The 18194-nt window shown below is 42.3% G+C and carries 26 protein-coding genes and 1 pseudogene; 6 read left to right on the top strand and 21 right to left on the bottom strand.

Annotation, left to right across the window (positions count from 1 at the left end; translation table 11 throughout):
- The first annotated feature begins 10 nt into the window (after nucleotides 1–10).
- The 3 genes from OCV36_RS08120 (at nucleotide 11) to gltS (ending at nucleotide 3496) form a co-directional block, all read left to right on the top strand.
- A complete protein-coding gene (locus OCV36_RS08120) occupies nucleotides 11–670 on the top strand; it encodes a glutathione S-transferase (RefSeq protein WP_135458394.1) in 660 nt (219 codons plus the stop codon).
- A gap of 145 nt (nucleotides 671–815) precedes the next feature.
- A complete protein-coding gene (locus OCV36_RS08125; RefSeq protein ID WP_135458396.1) occupies nucleotides 816–2207 on the top strand; it encodes a patatin-like phospholipase family protein in 1392 nt (463 codons plus the stop codon).
- 65 nt (nucleotides 2208–2272) lie between these two features.
- Nucleotides 2273–3496 carry a sodium/glutamate symporter gene (gene gltS, locus OCV36_RS08130; protein WP_135458398.1) on the top strand — a complete coding sequence of 408 codons (1224 nt, stop codon included), beginning with the start codon at nucleotides 2273–2275 and terminating at the stop codon, nucleotides 3494–3496.
- 123 nt (nucleotides 3497–3619) lie between these two features.
- Here gltS and OCV36_RS08135 read toward each other — a convergent pair whose 3' ends face one another.
- Genes OCV36_RS08135 through OCV36_RS08145 form a run of 3 tightly spaced genes read right to left on the bottom strand, consistent with a single transcriptional unit; the run spans nucleotide 3620 to nucleotide 4611 of the window.
- Entirely contained in the window at nucleotides 3620–4069 is a 450-nt protein-coding gene (locus OCV36_RS08135) for a GyrI-like domain-containing protein (protein ID WP_135458400.1), read from the bottom strand.
- A gap of 48 nt (nucleotides 4070–4117) precedes the next feature.
- Complete coding sequence (locus tag OCV36_RS08140; RefSeq protein WP_135458402.1) at nucleotides 4118–4351, bottom strand: hypothetical protein; 234 nt, start codon at nucleotides 4349–4351, stop codon at nucleotides 4118–4120.
- Nucleotides 4352–4359: 8 nt separating this feature from the next.
- Nucleotides 4360–4611 (bottom strand): Rho-binding antiterminator, encoded by a 252-nt coding sequence (locus OCV36_RS08145; protein WP_135458404.1) that lies wholly within the window; start codon nucleotides 4609–4611, stop codon nucleotides 4360–4362.
- Nucleotides 4612–4843: 232 nt separating this feature from the next.
- Between OCV36_RS08145 and OCV36_RS08150 the strand changes: the two genes are divergently transcribed.
- Nucleotides 4844–5209, top strand: a complete 366-nt coding sequence (locus tag OCV36_RS08150) for a c-type cytochrome (RefSeq protein ID WP_135458406.1) — start codon at nucleotides 4844–4846, stop codon at nucleotides 5207–5209.
- A 118-nt stretch (nucleotides 5210–5327) separates the two neighbouring features.
- Complete coding sequence (locus OCV36_RS08155) at nucleotides 5328–6506, top strand: BamA/TamA family outer membrane protein (RefSeq protein ID WP_135458408.1); 1179 nt, start codon at nucleotides 5328–5330, stop codon at nucleotides 6504–6506.
- A 48-nt stretch (nucleotides 6507–6554) separates the two neighbouring features.
- On the opposite strand, the gene catB is transcribed toward OCV36_RS08155, so the two are convergent.
- The 4 genes from catB to OCV36_RS08175 form a co-directional block, all read right to left on the bottom strand.
- Entirely contained in the window at nucleotides 6555–7187 is a 633-nt protein-coding gene (gene catB, locus OCV36_RS08160) for a type B chloramphenicol O-acetyltransferase (RefSeq protein WP_135458410.1), read from the bottom strand.
- Between the two features lie 93 nt (nucleotides 7188–7280).
- Complete coding sequence (locus tag OCV36_RS08165; protein ID WP_017074950.1) at nucleotides 7281–8012, bottom strand: glucose 1-dehydrogenase; 732 nt, start codon at nucleotides 8010–8012, stop codon at nucleotides 7281–7283.
- Nucleotides 8013–8038: 26 nt separating this feature from the next.
- Entirely contained in the window at nucleotides 8039–8482 is a 444-nt protein-coding gene (locus tag OCV36_RS08170; protein WP_135458412.1) for a nuclear transport factor 2 family protein, read from the bottom strand.
- A 42-nt stretch (nucleotides 8483–8524) separates the two neighbouring features.
- Nucleotides 8525–9241 carry an HAD family hydrolase gene (locus tag OCV36_RS08175; RefSeq protein WP_135458414.1) on the bottom strand — a complete coding sequence of 239 codons (717 nt, stop codon included), beginning with the start codon at nucleotides 9239–9241 and terminating at the stop codon, nucleotides 8525–8527.
- Between the two features lie 265 nt (nucleotides 9242–9506).
- Between OCV36_RS08175 and OCV36_RS08180 the strand changes: the two genes are divergently transcribed.
- Nucleotides 9507–9839: a PBPRA1643 family SWIM/SEC-C metal-binding motif protein gene (locus tag OCV36_RS08180; protein WP_135458416.1), complete on the top strand. Its 333-nt coding sequence runs from the start codon at nucleotides 9507–9509 to the stop codon at nucleotides 9837–9839.
- A gap of 104 nt (nucleotides 9840–9943) precedes the next feature.
- Here OCV36_RS08180 and OCV36_RS08185 read toward each other — a convergent pair whose 3' ends face one another.
- From OCV36_RS08185 to OCV36_RS08250, 14 genes and pseudogenes are all read right to left on the bottom strand, one after another.
- Entirely contained in the window at nucleotides 9944–10186 is a 243-nt protein-coding gene (locus tag OCV36_RS08185; protein WP_210114733.1) for a hypothetical protein, read from the bottom strand.
- Between the two features lie 164 nt (nucleotides 10187–10350).
- A pseudogene (locus OCV36_RS08190) lies at nucleotides 10351–10757 on the bottom strand (bleomycin resistance protein).
- Nucleotides 10758–10939: 182 nt separating this feature from the next.
- Nucleotides 10940–11392: a DUF302 domain-containing protein gene (locus OCV36_RS08195; RefSeq protein WP_102552482.1), complete on the bottom strand. Its 453-nt coding sequence runs from the start codon at nucleotides 11390–11392 to the stop codon at nucleotides 10940–10942.
- Between the two features lie 151 nt (nucleotides 11393–11543).
- Nucleotides 11544–12548: a S66 family peptidase gene (locus OCV36_RS08200; RefSeq protein ID WP_135458418.1), complete on the bottom strand. Its 1005-nt coding sequence runs from the start codon at nucleotides 12546–12548 to the stop codon at nucleotides 11544–11546.
- Between the two features lie 99 nt (nucleotides 12549–12647).
- Entirely contained in the window at nucleotides 12648–12905 is a 258-nt protein-coding gene (locus OCV36_RS08205; protein ID WP_135458420.1) for a hypothetical protein, read from the bottom strand.
- A 200-nt stretch (nucleotides 12906–13105) separates the two neighbouring features.
- Nucleotides 13106–13498 carry a hypothetical protein gene (locus OCV36_RS08210; protein WP_135458421.1) on the bottom strand — a complete coding sequence of 131 codons (393 nt, stop codon included), beginning with the start codon at nucleotides 13496–13498 and terminating at the stop codon, nucleotides 13106–13108.
- A 122-nt stretch (nucleotides 13499–13620) separates the two neighbouring features.
- Nucleotides 13621–14202, bottom strand: a complete 582-nt coding sequence (locus tag OCV36_RS08215; protein ID WP_135458423.1) for an HD domain-containing protein — start codon at nucleotides 14200–14202, stop codon at nucleotides 13621–13623.
- Between the two features lie 69 nt (nucleotides 14203–14271).
- Nucleotides 14272–14676 (bottom strand): GNAT family N-acetyltransferase, encoded by a 405-nt coding sequence (locus tag OCV36_RS08220; RefSeq protein ID WP_135458425.1) that lies wholly within the window; start codon nucleotides 14674–14676, stop codon nucleotides 14272–14274.
- Nucleotides 14677–14712: 36 nt separating this feature from the next.
- Nucleotides 14713–15183, bottom strand: a complete 471-nt coding sequence (locus OCV36_RS08225; protein WP_135458427.1) for an AAA family ATPase — start codon at nucleotides 15181–15183, stop codon at nucleotides 14713–14715.
- A 12-nt stretch (nucleotides 15184–15195) separates the two neighbouring features.
- Complete coding sequence (locus OCV36_RS08230) at nucleotides 15196–15921, bottom strand: 2'-5' RNA ligase family protein (protein WP_135458429.1); 726 nt, start codon at nucleotides 15919–15921, stop codon at nucleotides 15196–15198.
- Complete coding sequence (locus OCV36_RS08235) at nucleotides 15918–16445, bottom strand: P-loop NTPase family protein (RefSeq protein ID WP_135458432.1); 528 nt, start codon at nucleotides 16443–16445, stop codon at nucleotides 15918–15920. The genes OCV36_RS08230 and OCV36_RS08235 overlap by 4 nt, the downstream gene beginning before the upstream one ends.
- Before the next feature lie 270 nt (nucleotides 16446–16715).
- The gene (locus tag OCV36_RS08240) at nucleotides 16716–17042 is read right to left on the bottom strand and encodes a hypothetical protein (RefSeq protein ID WP_135458531.1); all 327 of its coding nucleotides are present in this window, start codon (nucleotides 17040–17042) and stop codon (nucleotides 16716–16718) included.
- A gap of 33 nt (nucleotides 17043–17075) precedes the next feature.
- On the bottom strand, nucleotides 17076–17438 hold the full coding sequence (locus OCV36_RS08245; RefSeq protein WP_135458434.1) for a DUF6404 family protein: 363 nt from the start codon (nucleotides 17436–17438) through the stop codon (nucleotides 17076–17078).
- A 153-nt stretch (nucleotides 17439–17591) separates the two neighbouring features.
- Entirely contained in the window at nucleotides 17592–17987 is a 396-nt protein-coding gene (locus OCV36_RS08250; protein ID WP_017074966.1) for a DUF3465 domain-containing protein, read from the bottom strand.
- Nucleotides 17988–18194 lie beyond the last annotated feature (207 nt).

The following is an 18194-nucleotide window of genomic DNA, read 5'->3' on the forward strand; positions in this document are numbered from 1 at the left end:
GATCTCAATTATGCCGAACGAATCCGACCTACCGATCCTTTATTCTTTACGTCGTTGCCCTTATGCGATGCGCGGCCGAATGGGCATCGCCCTGTCACAACAACAAGTTTTACTTAGAGAAATTGTCACTAAAGACAAGCCTAGCGAATTATTAGCCAGTTCGCCAAAAGGCACAGTTCCTGTATTAATATTGCCAGATGGACAAATCGTCGAGCAGAGCCTAGATGTCATGAATTGGGCACTTCAACAGAACGATCCTCAAGATCTTTTGCGTTCGAGCAATTCCGCCTTAAGCGAATCAGTCCACCAGCTTATTAAAATGAACGATGAAGAATTCATCGGTTATTTAGAAAAATACCGTGCTTCCTTGCGTTACCGAAATGACGATGTTGAGCAACGTAGACGGCTTTGCGAGGGCTTTATATCCGTACTTGAAAACAAGCTCGCCAATCACGATTACTTGTTCGGAAATACACCGAGTCTGGCCGACTTCGCCGTGATGCCATTCGTTAGCCAATTTGTGCGCGTTGAAAAGAAGTGGTTTGTGCAATCTGACTATCAAAATGTGGGCCGTTGGTTAAGAGCACACCTTGAAAGTAAACTGTATGGGCAAGTGATGAAGCAATACCCTTTATGGAATGAAACTAAACAAGATTGTCTTTTTGGATAACACTAAATAACTCAAAACCGGCACCAATACGCTTAGATTGTACTGAATATCGTGACACTGTGTTCCCGGTGACACCATTGATGGCAGTCTAAATATCAACGAAAATAGCCTTTCACTTAACCACAACGTTAGTTTGAAATGGGCTATGCCGAAAACCAAAGTAAATCAATCCGATAAACCAAATCATTGCCATATACGAAATCATTGGCTTACAGAATGCGCGAAAATATCACTATTAGTGGCGTTCTCAATCAACCTCTCTGCCTGTAGCGCCAAGAACAAAGCGACGAACACGAGTCAGTCAAGTGAACAGCTGGCTCAGCCTTACACCGCTAAAAACTTCTATAAACAAGACAACAAAGTTACCTTGATCCTCTCTTTTTCAGGGGGCGGAACGCGTGCAGCTGCGCTTTCCTACGGAGTGTTACAAGCGTTACGCGACACCAATATCGACATTGACGGCGAAACCATCAACTTATTGGAAGAAGTCGACATTATTAGCTCGGTATCGGGCGGCAGTTTTACCGCAGCTTATTACGGCTTATACGGCGAGAAGATATTCGAAGACTACGAAGAAACCTTTCTCTATCACGAAGTATCTAAAGATCTACTTTCTATTCTCCTATCTCCGACTTATTGGTTCTCTTACGCCACAAGAACAGATAAAGCGACCGATTATTATGAAGCCAACATTTTTGGTGATAGTACGTTTGCTGACATTCGACGAGATGGTTCTCCATACATTGTGATTAACGCTACCGACATTTCAACCGGATCTCGCTTTTCGTTCACGCAAGAATATTTTGACCTAATTTGCTCCGACTTAAACAGCTATTCAGTTTCAAGTTCAGTGACGGCCTCTTCTGCCGTTCCTTTTGTATTCACACCCGTCGTGCTTGAGAACAAAAACGACTGTGACAAAACAGAACACTTACAGCCCTCTTTTGAAGCGACCAGCTATCGCAACCGAAATCTGATCAAATCGTTAGAGTCATACAGCCATAAAGACGACATTAATTATCTTCATCTCGTTGATGGTGGAATTACTGACAACCTCGGCTTGCTGTCGGTTTATGAGATGTCTGAATATTTGCGCTATAACGACAAAGAAAAACTGAAGAACTTACATAAAAATCAACAGGTACGCCCTATCGTCATCATTTCTGTTGATGCCGCTACAATGCCAGAGTCCGGCATCGGAAACACGATTGAAATGCCAACAATGAAACAAACGGTAGACGTGATCACCGATATCCAGCTGCATCGCTACAACGATACGACCAAAGATTTGATCGTCGACGAGTTAGAGTCTTGGTCCGAATTCGCTTCTTATCAAGACCGTAAGGTTGTCCCTTACTTTATTGAAGTCAGTTTGAACAAGACAGACAACAGCGCCAAGCGATATTTACTTAATCAAATCCCAACAGATTTTATGATAGACAAAGAAAACGTAGACCTATTGATTGAAGAAGGTAATAAACAGCTTCTCTCCGATGCCGAATTTCAAACCTTCTTATCTTTTGGCAGTAACAAATAATGCTAATCTAGTTGCTTATAAAGTAACGAATCGGCAGTCAGCATTTTATTTATACAAGGCTTATTATGGAATTTGAAAACAACGTCTTACACCTTGGGTCATTCTTCGCAGTGACCATGGGTATCGTGGTGCTATTTATCGGACGAAGGCTTAATCAAGTCATCGGATTTTTGAAAGAATTCAGCATTCCTGAACCCGTTTCAGGCGGAATTTTAGCGTCGTTGTTGTTTGCTGGCCTTTACGCGACCACTTCAATTGAAGTCCAATTTGATCTGTTTGCTCGCGATGTATTATTGGTCTACTTTTTTACCACCATCGGTATCAACTCAAGTTTGAAAGACCTGTTTAAAGGCGGTAAACCGTTAGTGATTCTACTCGCGATCACCATCTTTTTTATGATTATGCAAAACATCGTCGGTATCTCTGTCGCCTCTATGTTTGGTTTAGAGCCTGTCTTTGGTTTGTTAAGCGGCAGTATTTCACTTATTGGCGGTCACGGAACGGCTATCGCCTGGGCACCAAAGGTCGCAGAAGAGTTTGGGTTGGAAAGCGCAATGGAGATTGGTATCGCCAGCGCCACGTTTGGGCTTATCTTAGCCAGTTTAATGGGTGGTCCGATTGCTAAGTTTCTTATTAATCGCCACAACCTTAAACCTGCTGAAGGCCAAGACATTTCAGTGAATTCAAATGAGAGTAAGCAAAAGCAAGAATTGACGTCATTTCAATTTCTAGATGCTGTCTTAGCTATCCATATTTGTGTCATTGTCGGTGCTTTGCTGAATGAATTGATCAGCCAAACAGGATTACAGCTTCCATTGTTCGTATCGTGTTTGTTTGCGGGTATCGTGATCACCAACTTGATGCCAGATTCATACCCAAGAATATCTGGGACGAAATGGCCTACGCGCTCTCCTGCTATCGACCTAATTGCAGAAATATCTCTAGGTACATTTTTGGCGATGTCGTTAATGAGCATGCAACTTTGGACACTCATCGACTTAGCAGGCCCAATATTCGCAATACTGGCAATGCAGCTTTTATTAGCGGTAATCATCAATATCTTCATTGTATTCCCATCCATGGGGAAAACGTATGACGCCGCCGTAGTGTGTGCAGGCTTTGGCGGGATATCTTTGGGTTCAACACCAACCGCAATGGCAAACATGTCGGCAGTAAGTCAAAAGTATGGACACTCTGCACAAGCCTTCATCATCGTGCCGTTGGTATGTGCGTTCTTCATTGATTTAGCGAACGCCCTTATTATTCCTTACTTCATGAGAATGATGTAGTTAGCCTTTTTCTGGACAAGATAGCCCAACAAAAAGAGCCACTCATATAGAGCGGCTCTTTTTTTATTCATTATTTATCTGTTATCACTAGCTTTTATGGTTCACAAGCTACCAGCAAAAGCCTTATTTTATTGCTATAGAAATCTCGACTTCGGTTTCGCCTTTGTAGAATTCAAAATCCGTCGTGTAGGTTCGAGTATGTGGGCAATCCTGCGCATTGAAATACGCCCATACTTCGCCCCATAAATCGATAACCGCTTGCGGCAATTCACCGTCAGCGGAGAACGTTAGGTACTTACCGGCTTCAATTTCGGTTTCAACTAGGTCATCTAAATTGTTATCCGTTAGTGCATTGGTACACGCGATAACATCAAACTCACCAGTAAAATCCGATTCGTAATTGGTGTAGACACCATACACCTTTGAATCTGGTGTAAGTTTAGGAAAAGCTTGGTCGAAAAACCCTTGCCACAGTTGACCTATTTTCGCTTTAGCTGGGTCAATCTCATCGGTATTAGTGGTTCTTACTGAAAACCCATACGCCTTTACGGCTTCAATCGTTTCTACTTTCATTCGTTTTCATTCCTAGCCAACGTTAGTTTAAGCATATTAAATCAATACTTAGTCTTCAATCACTTTATGGCCGCACTTCTCACACACAAGATGACGAGAAAACTCATCCATTGACGCGATAAACGGGCCAAGGAACCAACCTTTAACCACTCCCGCCCAAAACTCGTGTCGCTTTTGGTTAGGTTTGTCTGCAAACGCACTCGTCTTTCTGACCAACACAACAACGTGTTGTGTGTCTTCTCGGCACGCGGTGCAATAGCATTGCTCTATGGTGTTATTCATTTGAAAGCCTATGACGTTTTGAATGAAATCTGCTGAAAATGAGGATTGTCGACACAGACTTCTAGTGTGGAAAGATCAGTGAGTACGACAAGTTGTTCTGCACCTTGAATACTGACCTTAATGCACTCTTCACGGCTGTCATTGCGTTGAGTATCTAATCCGACACATTCAATCTGCTCGCCAGACTTCAGCGTTAATTTGATTGGGTATTGGTGCATACACACAATCTCAATATAATCGTAATCGTTGCAACTGATCATAATACCCCTCCAATTCATCCACCACGCTAATGCGACACGCCATACTATGCAATATGCATATAATCAATCATTTACCCAAATCACATTGATGTTTGTCCGCAACTAAACTTATTTCTAAATGTACGTCTAAAGCTACTTGTAAACTTAGCTTAATCCCGCTTTACCTATTCACGTTTCTTCTACTCACGCCTGCTTAATCTTTCATTGTTAAATAATAATCGAGAACAAAACAATGAAAACCATGAACCATTTACACGTGTTAGCTTTCTTAGGTCTAGTCGCTTCAATAATGGCGTTTAATGCCAGTGCCGCCTCAGAAATCGATGCGAGCCACTTCGCCAATGGTAAAACCAAATACCGACAGCTTTGTCAGGTGTGTCATGGTGACAAGGGTCACGGTGATGGTCCTACAGCCGCTTCATTGCCACACAAGCCCGCTAATATCGCTAATAAACTAGGTGGCTTTTTTACCAGTCCAAGCTCTGTGGCGGATGACATTTTAGAGGGTAACGTAGAACAAGGTATGCCAGCGTGGAAAGGTATAATTACCAAGCAAAATGCTCTGGATATTCTGACGTACGTAGAAGCTATCCAATAGTAAACGCTGTTCCATTCGCCTTTTGAACCGATATATCGGTTAATACTCCTCGTTCTATTGCGCTATCTATTTGATTGATTACACTCAATTTAATGGATAGTGAATAATACGGAATGTTATGACCTTTAAACCTTTAGCACTAAGTAGCCTGATACTTGTTTCAACGGCGACACACGCCGTCAGCTTTATCGATGAAATTGATGGTCAACTCGATATGGGAGAATACCTCGCAGAAAATGCCTACGGTTTTCTTCCTGTGCCAATTCTAATTACAGAGCCTGCGGTAGGATACGGTGGCGGCTTCACCGGTATCTTCATGCACGAATCTGAAGAGCAAAAAAACACGCGTAAAGAACTTGCTGAAAAATCACTCGATGGCGGAGCACAACTTTTAACGCCTGCAATTACCGCGGTCGGAGGCTTTGCAACAGAGAATGGCACTTGGATGGCGTTTGTTGGTCACAAGCGCAGTTGGAATGAGGATTCAATACGCTACCTTGGTGGATTAGGTTATGGCGATATCAACATGACCTTTTATAGACAAAGCTCTCCGAACGCCTTGTCTCCACTCGATCCAAACGAAGGTGTTGAGCTAGGACTCAAAGGCATGGGCGGGATACAGAAGCTACAATTTAGAGTACCCGACTCCAAATGGTTACTGGGGTTTTCTCAACAGTTCTTCGCACCAACACTCTCTCTTAATAATCATCCTAAAGCGCAAGAAATCTTAAACAACATTGGCAACACGTCACCGACCTCTTCCGGTTTGGGTTTAATCGCTGAATACGACAGCAAGAACAGCTTTCTCAATCCCACGCAAGGCTACAACTATGTCGCGGAATACCTTTGGTTTGGTGATGCGATTGGCAGTGATTACACCTATCAAACGTTTAATGTGGAAGGACTGAATTATTGGGAGTTAAACAAGGAGTGGAACTTAGCATTGCGAGGACAGTACAAATCATTGTCGACCAATGAACGAGTGCTTTCTCCTCAATATTACCCAGACATTGAACTGAGAGGTATCGCCTGTAATCGTTATCAAGGTGAGCACACCGTCGCGGCAGAAGTTCAAGTAAGCAAACAATGGACACCACGCTGGTCAACCGCTGTTTTTACGGGAATTGGTTATGCAGGTGACAGCGATAAAGACATGTTTGATCAAAGCTCTCACGCGGCTTACGGCGTTGGTTTCCGTTACCTTATCGCAAGACGCTATGGTTTAATTTCGGGGATTGACCTCGCGTTCAGTGAAGAAGATACCGCGCTCTATTTTCAAGTTGGCGCAGGTATCTAGCTCACGTGCGTTTATTTAGGCGCACTTGTAATTTCAGCGAGCCTGAATTTAAGATTGCGCGAACGTTTTCCAATATTGGTACAAACCGTCGATATCTGAAGAACACATCAATGGCATCGCGCCTTTGATCTGCTCTTCGCTCCACTCCCACCATTTCATTTCTAACAACTGAGCAATTTCAGTTTCATTGAAACGATAACGGATGTGACGCGCTGGGTTTGAACCAACAATCGAGTATGGTGCAACGTCTTTAGTGACTACAGCGCGGCTCGCGATGATTGCCCCGTCACCGACCTTAACACCGCTCATTATCATGGCTTCGGTGCCAATCCAAACATCGTTACCAATCACGGTATCACCAGAGCGTTCGAAGCCGTCTATCGCATCTTCAAACTTCTCATCGTCTTGATAGAAGAACGGGAAGGTACTCACCCACTGGTTTTGGTGACCTTGGTTGCCCGCCATCATAAACACCGCGCCAGAACCAATTGAGCAATAGCTGCCGATGATCAGCTTATCGATGTCGGTTCTATCCGCTAATAGGTAACGTGCGCAGTCATCAAAACTGTGGTTATGGTAGTAACCCGAGTAATAACTGTGCTCGCCCACAATGATGTTTGGGTTGGTCACTTGTTCTTTGAGTGACTTTCCGACAAACGGACTTTCAAAATAGTTTTTCATATTTGTACTCTTAGTTTCGTTCTTTTAGTTAGGTACTTTTGTTGCGTGTTTATGGTTTTTACTGGTTTATCTTAGTGTAAAGACCAACGAGCCCTATCGCCCGCCCGCAATATCAATGAATGATCCAGTTACATAAGAAGCTTCGTCTGACAGTAACCACGCGATAGAGTTAGCCACTTCCTCTGGTGTGCCGCCTCGTTGCAGTGGCAGTTGTGAGGCGAGTCTATCTACTCGCCCTGGTTCTCCGCCGTCAGCGTGCATTTCGGTGTAGATACAACCCGGTCTGACGCCATTGACTCGGATATTACGCGCAGCCAATTCAAGCGATAAGCCTTTAGTCAGTGAGTCCATCGCGCCTTTCGATGCTGCATAATCGACATATTCAAACGGCGCTCCTGTACGAGAAGCAGCAGATGAGACATTCACGATAGAGCCCGCACCATCAGCTTGTTTGATAAAGGCTTTACTGCATAGGAAGCAGCTAGACACATTCGATTTCATCACCTTTTCAAAGCGATCTAACTCGATATCTACCAATGCCGATTGGTTAAACAGGATCCCCGCATTATTGACTAAGTGAGTCACTGGTCCTAGCTTGTTACGAGCAATCTCGAACAAGGATTTCACATCCGATTCTACAGACACATCCGCTCGCACGCTTATCGCGGTTCCGCCCTGCTCGCGAATCTCATTAACCAACTCTTCAGCTCTCGATTCGTTGTGTATGAAGTTAACGCATACGGCATAGCCTTTACTGGCCAACAATTTAGACGTCGCTGCGCCAATGCCTCGGCTTCCACCTGTTACAATCACTACCTTGTTCAATGAAACCTCCTAATGCCATTTGTTTGTTATAACCTGATTGTTCGATGCACCTGATTGTTCGATATAAGCTGATTATTCGATACGACCTGGTTGTTCGACACAACCTGAATCCACTGCGATCGCCACGCCGGCGCTTCGAATGGGTCTGGCCAAAACTCAGTTTGCTTTTGGATTAAACCATCAACGACCGTGTGAAAGGTAATCACTCGATCTTTCAATACACTGTCAGTAACTGAAACGTCTGTTACTACGGTATCACCCTCACAGACAATTGAATTGAGCGTGAATTCCCAAACACCATTGGCCGGGTATTCAGAATTGATTGCTATAAAGTTGTCTCGCCCAACCGTCAATTCAGACGACTGAGGCCAATAGCCTTCAAAATCTTCCGCTAACCATTCACTCGCCTTTGCAAAGTCATTGGTTCTCATTGCGTCCCAAAAACCTAATACCACGTCTTTTGATGTCATTACTCTTCCTTAAATTAACTAGATTTAATCAAACGATACTGATTAAGCGTATTTGCCAATGATCATTAAAAGATCATCGACACTGTTAGCAATATAATCGGGCTTAGTTTGCCAGTTTTCTGGTTCAGAACGACTATAACCTGCGGCAACTGCAATCACTTTTGCTTTGTCGCCAAGTGCGGCTTCGATATTGCGAGCAAACTGCGTATCCGCTTCGTGGTCACCGATATACATCAAACAAAGTTCATCGGTTTGAGCTTGCCCAAAGATGCTTTCAACACACTTCATGCCACCAAATGGATGTGGTTTTTGGTTTCCATTCGATACATCGTCATAGCCGACAACCGATTTAAACAAATCACCAATGCCATAACTGTCTAGTACACCACGAATATTCAATTGAGAGTTTTGAGAACAAATACCATGAGGAAGATGAGCGAACCGATTAACCACTGTTTCCAAACCATCAAACAACGAGACTGGTGTTTGGTTTTTATCTTGATGCTCCGCCCACATTCCACCAGCGATCAACATTTCATCATGCGATAGACCGTAGTAGTCGACATACAAGGCTTGCCAGTTTTTTGCGCCGTGGTTGGCTTCGTGATAAAGCGCCTCGCTCAACAAATATTTTGGTAAATTATCACCGGACAAATGTGGCGCGACCACAGAGATAATGTCTTTGGTGATTGCGATATTTTTCGGAACTGAATTGACCAAGGTTCCATCGTAATCCCACAGGATGGCATCTAACTTCATACACTATCTCTTTGTTAAAATTGACGATTTTAATTTATCACTCTAAACCCTATTGAAGGAAATCTTATTGTCTCTAATTTCAAGTTTATTCCAAACCACGCAAAAAATTGAGAAGTTACCAAGCGGCTGATCGTTTGGTCACAATCACTAAGCCCTCTTTGCTCACATCATTGCTTTATCAATTGGAATATATGCGTATAATCCCCCGATCTATAACGCTACCCAGCATTGGAATAGCGTCATCCCAAATTTTAATGAGTACCCAATGTCGAAACTATTTTTCAAAGGCCGTATCGAAACAAGACAGAATCACGTTCTTGCAGGCTACAATGTAAACCGCGATGTTAAAGTGGGTACTGAAGAGTCACCAGTTGCGGTAATGGTTCAAACTGAAGCTCGCAAAACAGAAGTTGAAGCTCTAGCAGCAGACAACGCTATCTTTGTAAGCATCACGGTTGATGCAGAAAAAGAAGAAAACACGCTGGAATTTGATACGCTTCTAAACAAGCCAAAAACGATGACGTTTGAAAAAACGCCAAATCGTAACGACCCATGCTCTTGTGGCAGCGGCAAGAAATACAAGAAGTGTTGTGCATAACGCTTCTCACTCAAACTGCCAATAGCACGATGAGTTAAGTAATACCTGACGGGAAGATCATTGCGGTCTTCCCGTTTTTATTTGTCTAAGCCAAACTCACAAACTCAGTCTAGGTTGTCTGGTGTATTCAGATATGTTCCACATTGGGTACATTTGTAATCACCTGTCGCGCCCGAACCTGTTACACCAAAAGATAGAAGCTCCGATAAAATTCGTTGGAGTAAGCTCGGTTCTTTATCTTCAGCTTGTGGTGCCTTTTGCACTTGGCTACTGAACATCGTGTACCTATGCAGTGTAAGTTCCTTACAGTTACAGCAGAATGCTCTCGTCCTCTCACTCCCGTACATATTGGAGTATTCCTTTAATCATGTTGCTACGTTTTTATAGCTGGTGGTTGTATATTTTGTCGACGCTCGATTTCAAAGACTTTAGTTCAAATGGGCCATTATTTTTGTTTAAATGAACACATTACAAAATGCCAAGCCTTGAACGTCTACTCATTCAATGTCTACTATTCAACATCCTGGCAGAAACGGAATAGATAGCCATCCGGCGTTTGGACAATGAATTGTTTTTGAGTCGCAATACGTTCACCGCATGGGTAGGATTTAGACTCTAGCGTTAGGTAAATAGAATCTTTAGATTGAATACAAACTCGTTGATACAACGCATCGATGTTCGATACATCCCATTGAAAATTTACGCCTCGCCCAAATGGTGCTTCTAGCTTACCAGTAACCCACTTGCGGCTATCTCCACTAAGCCCTTCTAACATGACATCGACGCCATCCATTGTCAGATAAGCAAATGCTTCTTCTGGGCGCTCATATTTAACCGAAAACCCCAAGATTTCAACGAAGAATGACTTACTCACTTCTATTCTAAACAATAAAGTTCAGGTACTACTCGTAACGTCATGATGTCCTTAATTCTTGATGATTTACCCAGTCTACTCTATAAGAAACCCACCATATTGGGTGGGCTTCATCGTTCATGCCTTGTCTGTACGGTTCAACCAAATGACTTGGTACAACATTGTATTAAACATAATCGTATCAAACAGAATCGTGTTGAACGAAGTGTCAGATCCGACACCGTAGTTACTTAGCTATTGTCGCTTCCGATAGCTTACTCAGCACACCAGATATCTTCTTAACCACTTCATCACAACCATTGATTGCATGACGTTCCATCAAGTAATTAGGATCATTGTAAGACAACCAGACTTTCTTATTCGAATCTTCGGTAACAAGCACTTTCTGTGGTAAATCAATTGCCACATCTTGCTCACACTGCATCAATGGTGTGCCAACCTTAGGGTTCCCAAAAATGATCACTTCAGTTGGTCGTAATTCAAGATCGACACCACTCGCATTCTTCTGGTGGTCGATTCTTGCAAATAACGTTAAGCCTTTACTCTTCGCGATATTTTCAAAACGGTCAGCGGTTTCTTTTACCGAGTAATTACTTTGGTACTTAATCAAACCGTCAGAAGCGGCGACTGAAAATGATGCCGCAATTAAAACGGCGCCTAGTGATAGTAATTTTTTCATTGTTACCTCTGAGAGTTAGCCTAGTTAAACACAACATTTCTACCGCCACTTTAAGGTAAGCAGCACAACCAATACCAGTATAGACACGTTTCCATTCTCAGTTTGCAGAGAGGATCACTTTTCTAATGCGTCTTATTATCATCAGTTTAGGCTAATTCGACGCTAACCATTGGCTTTGAAGCTTGAATGTCTTGTCATCAAAATCAATAGTACCTTGCACACCTAAGGGCGTGACTAGCATAGGGTGGGTATGGCAACTGTCGAAGCCATAAAGGATCGGGACATTTTTACCATTCAGCACTTCAAGAAGTACATCGAGTGTTGTTAGCCCTGTCCCTTTGTCATCAAACAGTTCATGTTTGCCAAGCACAATAGCGCCTACTCTACCGAATACTCCGCAAGCCAATAGGTGCGCGAATGAACGCTCGACTGCTTCAATGCCTTTTAATGAATCTTCGATAAGTAGAATATCGCCAGACTTAATTTCTGGCATGTATTCGCTGCCCCAAATCCCCGCCATTGTACTCAAATTCCCACCAATCACGCGGCCGCTTACTTGGCCACTTCCCATGAAGTGCCATTCATTATCGTAAACTGGCTTTGCAGAGTCTTGAGTTTCCCAATCGTGTTTAAGGTCCGTCCAACTCTCAGGCATCGTGTACTGATGTCGGCTCGAGTCCGAACATAAAATATCGGTAAATGATTGGAAGGTTTGGTCGACCAATGGTGGGAATTCACCAAATGATGCAACGAGTGCAGGGCCATAGAAAGTCACCAATCCAGTTTTAGCGTAAATGCCGAGTAATAATGCGGTGACATCTGAATAGCCGATAATGATTTTCGGGTCATTTCTAAGGGCGTCGTAATCGATGTATGGCAAGAGTGAGTTGCTGTTGTTACCGCCAATGGTCGACATAATACAGCGCACGTCAGGGTCTCGAATGAGCTGATTAAGTTCTTCGGCTCGCGCTTGAATGGAACCAGAACGATAACCTTCTGACTCTCCAGTTAACGAACCTTCAACTAGAATGAAGCCCTGCTCTTCCAAATAGCGTTTAGCACGAGCAAACCGATTGGGAGCAAAGACAGTTGCAGGCGATGACGGTGAGAAAAATCCGATTTTGTCACAGATATTTAAAGCTTTTGGGTATATCACTCGTTTGTCCTCCAAAACAAGATCGAAATGCTTCTTCTTGATGCTAGCCAAATTCAACACTTGGAACGGTTAGAGTTCAATATAAAGCTAAACACACGATCAGTGCCACGACTTAGTCCTACACTTTTCACACTGGTATTCGTAATCACTGTCGACATAAAAACCGGGAACATTATGGTCACCTTTAAACAATAACGTCATCAGGTACTCCATCAACACGCCTAGTTTCCATTGTTTCTTTTCAGATTCAGCGTCCACTTTAGATTGAGCATCGGAAGCGTTAACAGCGAGGTGCGGGGTAAGTGCGTTGCACTGTTCACAGTGATAAGGGTGTTTAATATACTTATTATCAAGCATTTATATAAGCCAACTAACATTTATAAATGTTGATGTATACTAACAACTTATCACTCGGTTCTCGAACTTATTGTTGTCCATTAGAGTTTTATTAGAAAGAAATGAGACACAAGATAATACCATGTGTCATGCATCTACTTTAATTGGCATTGCGTTGTTAGATAGCAGAACAAAAAGAGTAACCGTGTATCGCTTGAAATTTAGTTAAGCGCTTTAATTAGAACCGAATATTTCCACAGGTTTGCTTGATCTTCTCCAAGCTCGATACTGGCTTCTCCACCCTCTTTATTAACAATAAAAACCGGCATATCACCGCTAGACTCACCATCTTCATAATCGCATGACATTTTGGCTTCCAATAGAATAGCGTTAGCTTCATGCTTAGAAAGAACACCCGAATAAATGCACTTTTCAGTTTGAGATGTGACTTCCTGACCGAAAGAGTGGAACTTAAAGGTTGGGAAGCTGAGTTTTGATTCAGAATCCTCGACAGTGACCGACACTTGGTAATCGATCGCTTCAATATTGGTATTTGTTGCAAATGTACTACCAGAAACACTAAGCAACAATAAAGCTAAAGCAGTGGTTTTCATGTGGTTCTTATTCCTTTAACAATGGGCTTGCTACGCTGAAGTAACACTATGAATTCCCGAGTTTAATTTAAACGTTGTTAGGTTGAAACTTCTTTGTCATTCCTTGGCAAGATAGTTAATTTTTACTTTAATAGCCCTTTGTCCGCAGCCCCTTCAAGTTGCACTTCTAGCTCTTTCCATAGAGCACGACTGCCTTTAGAAATACGCTCGCCATTAAAGGTCAGTACTTTATCTTTAGATATGTTGTGCTTCTTCCAGCTATGACCACCACCATGGATGTTATGAAGTAATGGCGGCACTCTATCGATCGCCTTACCAAACCTGGCTTCCGGTGACTCACCCGCTTCGAACTCAAGCCATAGATCCAAGTACTCGGTTCTTAATTGGCTCGGCAGTGATTTCAGCAAACGCTCGACGCAGTTTCTCTCTTTGAGCTTGTTTTCTTCAGTTTCACTGGCATAAATGATGGTGTCTCCGGCATCGATTTCCCCAAGATCATGAATCAACAGCATCTTCATCACTCGCGTAATATCGATTTCTTCATTGGCATAGTCTTTCAGCATCAGAGCACTTAAACAGACATGCCAACTGTGCTCTGCTGAGTTTTCATAACGATTTAACCCAACAGGTTTCGTTTGGCGAGAGACATCTTTTAGCTTTTCGATCTCTACCATGAACTGCAAAATGCCTTTTATTTCTTCCACGATGAGCTTCCTTAACTTAAGTTGTGATTTAGCGGTTCGGAGGGCTAACCTAACGACAGAGAAGCGTTACTACCAATGAACCGACATTTTGTAATACGCAACACCCGACTTTTCAAATTCAGAGCCTTCTACAGCCATCCCAAACTTTTGATAAAAACCTAAAGCCGTTGTACGCGCATCGCACCAAAAATATTGGATGTTTAAATCTTTGAGGTTAGAGATTGCATGATCAATCACGTTTGAACCGATTCCCTGCCCTTGGAAATCAGGCAGCGTGGCAAACTTTCTCAGCCTAGCTTCATTGTCTTGAATATAGATAGACGCGACACAAACCAGCAATTCACCAACAAACGCACCATAATGCGTTGCTAGTTCATCACCTTGTACAATACAAAACGATGCTGGCTTGTCTGGCCATAAGACCTGATGTCTAACTGGAATGACTTCCATACCTGAAATTTGTTTAATCTTCATATTCCCTCAAAAACGTTAGATCGTTGGTGAGTTTGCTTACTGAACCCAAACCACGCTTTCACTCGACGTTGGGACTTCAAACCAAGACCAAAATAACACCATCATTTCTGGTGTCATTTCATAGGACTTACCATTGAGTTCTGAATTACGAGAAAATGCCCTTTGCTTGCAAGTATCAAACGGTATATCCAAATAATGAACTTCACTATCGACACCGATACTTAATGCCCAATCGGCAAAAGCTTCTCTATCTGCTTTAGTCCAAAACCCAAAGTCGAAGATCACAGAGACACCGAGTGAGAACAGTTGTGATGCGGACTCTTTGAATAACTGTTGCAGCGTAGCCAAACGACTGTCGAACACTTCACGGTCCATGTGCTCTCCATAAAGAGGAATCATCCACTCGTCAATGGAAAAGCGAAAAGCGCCGTGTTCTTCGGCAAGTTTCTTGGAATACGTAGTTTTGCCTGAACCAATAAAGCCACATACAAAGTATATTTTTGTCATAATCCCTAGTACTTAAAAATAAGAAATTGATTTTATTTGAACTTCAGATTCCAACGAACAACGAGCCAATAACGTTGTTACCGCGAGGTTTTGATACCAGTTATTAAATACCAACTCGAAATCTGTAAGGACAATGCTACCAAATTCGTGGTCACGATATGGCTGACACAATGCGAGAAGTTGCGGTCCATCACTAATCGGGACTCGAAAACGAATTAACGAACTATGCGCCGTGACCTGTTTATAACGACTATCGAAACTCACTCTCAAACCGGCACGACTAAGTTGTTCTCGAAGATCATCTCGGATTTCCTCCAGAGTATCAGCAACCGGAAACCCTTGAATTACAATGCAATTAGGTGATGCCGTAATACCGCGATAATTGATCTCTACTGGATCAGCATCGCGCAGAACTTTTGAGAATATTTCGACATAGGCCTTGACGTTGATTTGATTCAGTTCGAATTCGGGAACACAAGAGATAACAGATAAGACGGTAAGGTGCAGTTCATCGAGTGGATGATAATATTGATCAGGTTCTATTTGTTGGACTGTTCTTTGGAAACTCAGAATTTCGTCCAGAACAGCTTGAGATCCTTGATTCAGATAGGCCAAAGCGGTCACACCTCTTCGCGTATCATTCATTTGGTCTAACAGGTTTAGATCAAGCTCGTGTTCGTTCTTTTCAGAAGCTACTTTGAACCTTTCCCACATTCCATCATAGATACTTTGAATCATCGCTGTTCCTTCATAACGCTCTTCGATGCAAAATCATTTAACTCCGCAACGGTTTTGATTACATGGACCTCTTTCATTGGATATTTTTCAAGTAACTTAATCATAAATTCATCGTTCCAAAACTTTGGGCACAGTTTTAGTATTTTATAGCTTTGTAATGTGCCTTTAAAAACCGAACTTCCTTCAGGCCAGCCTTCTGGTTTGACGAATAACCCTTTAAGCAAACGCTTTGTGACAAACCAATAACTGACTGAATAAGGCAGGTCGATATAAACGAGCGTGTCGGCTTCTTCTAAACGGTTATAGAACAAACTGATAGGCCCTAGCCCATCTATGATCCACGTTTCTGAACTCACTATTTTATCATGAATGTCTTTGAATACTTCTTTATCGACTAATTCACCACTTGGTTTGTATACCAAGGAGTCTAATTGATGAAGTGGCAAATTGATGGCAGAAGCGAGTGCTTTGCTTACTGTCGATTTTCCACTGCCTGGCTTACCAAAAACGGCTACTTTTTTCATGTAAACTTCTCCAAGAGTCTCGTCCCCCGAAAGATAGATACAAAAAACCCACCTTTACGGGTGGGTTGATTAATCTAGAGCGCATCAAATCCCACCATTCCTATGGAATGATGATAATTCGGTGATTAACGAGCTTTAGATTAGTTTTCATACAACCACTCTCATATATTGAAAGTAAGATGTCAATTGGATTCATTTAAAAAAATATAGAATGAGCCTAGCGACATTATTAGCGAAACACTCTTGCTAATAGGTCGCGGAACAATAAAGTTATGCAAACACACAAAAAACCAAAGGTACTAAGCTGGCGATCAAGAAACGGCTTCCTAAGTTCGTGCTTTCGAGCTTATTCACTACCGTCGTTTTTGCTGAATCATTATCGATCAGACTACTCGCAGTCACTCCAGCCACATTACTTGGATCACTATATCCAACGGTATGTCCAGTAAACGAAAACAGCGTTCCTAATCCAAGGAGTACCAGCATAGTATAAAATGCATAGTCACTTAAAAAGTGAATAGAAAGATAACCAAATTGCCACTCAAGCGCATAAACAGTTCCAAATGTGACAAGATTGGATAAGACAATGAACGACATTAACTTCTTCAAATTTTATACCTCAATGTGTCGTTAGTTCTCTGCAAGATCATTATCTTCAAGCCACTGTTCTAGCGTGCTGAATCCATACTTCCGTCGTGTTCTAGCCACCTCAAGAGCAGAACATAGCCCAGTAGATACACCAAAGAACAAAGAGCAATACACTTGGAATATTGTGAAACCTTCAAATTGCCAAAATACCAACCACATAAACCCACCCCAAAAAACAGAGCCAAATATAGCTTGAAGAAAACACAACTTAAACGGGCTTTCAAATATCCGAGGCTTCGCTTCAATACGAAGTAACGTCCACCACAAGTAAAAGTATGGATTCGTTAAATGAGGTTTCACACCGTTTTCTATCAATAAGATTCGAACAAACTCCATTTTCTGCACAAATAATCCCTACCTTAAAAAACCAATAAGTAACGGTGCCTCATTACACTGAAATAGTAATCAGCGAGTCAGCAATGATTTTTAAAACACCACATCAGATTGATATAAATGTCGCGCATAACGAATCATTTACCATCATTAGTGAGGTACACCTTAGTCGTACACTTCGCCTTGGTGTTTTAACCAACCATGAGCATGATTGTTACGTGGGTCTCGGTGAGTCCAATGCATCACTCCACCTTTATCGTTCCATTCATACTCACCATAAAACTCGACTCTGTCCCCACGTTTTAGATTCGGTATACGTGGTGCCAAATCGATATTGTGAGCTACCAACAAGGTTTGCTTACTGTCGAGACGTAGAATGAACTTTTGGTGCCGAGAGCCTTTGTTATCATCAGGCAGAATTCTATAAACCGTACCTGAACCATGAACTTGAACGTCACTTTGATGATTTTCATAAGCTTGTTTTAGTTGGCGATCATTCGCTTGCGTATGAATTGAGACCAAACAAAACATGGCGAAAAGTATCGCTAAAAACGTCTTCATACTTGTGTCCTTTAAACTCACGTAAGATCGAGATTGGGGTAAGCGCAAGACTAAACTTGCTGACCAAAAAAGTAATTGAGGAAAAACATGACCTAGTTTATGTAACAAAGGAGCTAAGCTAATGGCATCACAAACATAAAACCGAGTACCAATCCACTAGCGTCATTCGAAAGTGAATTTTATATCATTGATAAATAAAGTGAATTT

It is taken from the genome of Vibrio echinoideorum (assembly GCF_024347455.1).
Taxonomy (GTDB): Bacteria; Pseudomonadota; Gammaproteobacteria; order Enterobacterales; family Vibrionaceae; genus Vibrio; species Vibrio echinoideorum.

Bases quoted from the DNA above. Each gene is read 5' to 3' on its own strand.
- OCV36_RS08120 (WP_135458394.1), top strand. From the start codon at position 11: ATGCCGAACGAATCCGACCTACCGATCCTTTATTCTTTACGTCGTTGC.
- OCV36_RS08125 (WP_135458396.1), top strand. From the start codon at position 816: ATGCCGAAAACCAAAGTAAATCAATCCGATAAACCAAATCATTGCCAT.
- gltS (WP_135458398.1), top strand. From the start codon at position 2,273: ATGGAATTTGAAAACAACGTCTTACACCTTGGGTCATTCTTCGCAGTG.
- OCV36_RS08135 (WP_135458400.1), bottom strand. From the start codon at position 4,069: ATGAAAGTAGAAACGATTGAAGCCGTAAAGGCGTATGGGTTTTCAGTA.
- OCV36_RS08140 (WP_135458402.1), bottom strand. From the start codon at position 4,351: ATGAATAACACCATAGAGCAATGCTATTGCACCGCGTGCCGAGAAGAC.
- OCV36_RS08145 (WP_135458404.1), bottom strand. From the start codon at position 4,611: ATGATCAGTTGCAACGATTACGATTATATTGAGATTGTGTGTATGCAC.
- OCV36_RS08150 (WP_135458406.1), top strand. From the start codon at position 4,844: ATGAAAACCATGAACCATTTACACGTGTTAGCTTTCTTAGGTCTAGTC.
- OCV36_RS08155 (WP_135458408.1), top strand. From the start codon at position 5,328: ATGACCTTTAAACCTTTAGCACTAAGTAGCCTGATACTTGTTTCAACG.
- catB (WP_135458410.1), bottom strand. From the start codon at position 7,187: ATGAAAAACTATTTTGAAAGTCCGTTTGTCGGAAAGTCACTCAAAGAA.
- OCV36_RS08170 (WP_135458412.1), bottom strand. From the start codon at position 8,482: ATGACATCAAAAGACGTGGTATTAGGTTTTTGGGACGCAATGAGAACC.
- OCV36_RS08175 (WP_135458414.1), bottom strand. From the start codon at position 9,241: ATGAAGTTAGATGCCATCCTGTGGGATTACGATGGAACCTTGGTCAAT.
- OCV36_RS08180 (WP_135458416.1), top strand. From the start codon at position 9,507: ATGTCGAAACTATTTTTCAAAGGCCGTATCGAAACAAGACAGAATCAC.
- OCV36_RS08185 (WP_210114733.1), bottom strand. From the start codon at position 10,186: ATGTACGGGAGTGAGAGGACGAGAGCATTCTGCTGTAACTGTAAGGAA.
- OCV36_RS08195 (WP_102552482.1), bottom strand. From the start codon at position 11,392: ATGAAAAAATTACTATCACTAGGCGCCGTTTTAATTGCGGCATCATTT.
- OCV36_RS08205 (WP_135458420.1), bottom strand. From the start codon at position 12,905: ATGCTTGATAATAAGTATATTAAACACCCTTATCACTGTGAACAGTGC.
- OCV36_RS08210 (WP_135458421.1), bottom strand. From the start codon at position 13,498: ATGAAAACCACTGCTTTAGCTTTATTGTTGCTTAGTGTTTCTGGTAGT.
- OCV36_RS08220 (WP_135458425.1), bottom strand. From the start codon at position 14,676: ATGAAGATTAAACAAATTTCAGGTATGGAAGTCATTCCAGTTAGACAT.
- OCV36_RS08225 (WP_135458427.1), bottom strand. From the start codon at position 15,183: ATGACAAAAATATACTTTGTATGTGGCTTTATTGGTTCAGGCAAAACT.
- OCV36_RS08230 (WP_135458429.1), bottom strand. From the start codon at position 15,921: ATGATTCAAAGTATCTATGATGGAATGTGGGAAAGGTTCAAAGTAGCT.
- OCV36_RS08235 (WP_135458432.1), bottom strand. From the start codon at position 16,445: ATGAAAAAAGTAGCCGTTTTTGGTAAGCCAGGCAGTGGAAAATCGACA.
- OCV36_RS08240 (WP_135458531.1), bottom strand. From the start codon at position 17,042: ATGTCGTTCATTGTCTTATCCAATCTTGTCACATTTGGAACTGTTTAT.
- OCV36_RS08250 (WP_017074966.1), bottom strand. From the start codon at position 17,987: ATGAAGACGTTTTTAGCGATACTTTTCGCCATGTTTTGTTTGGTCTCA.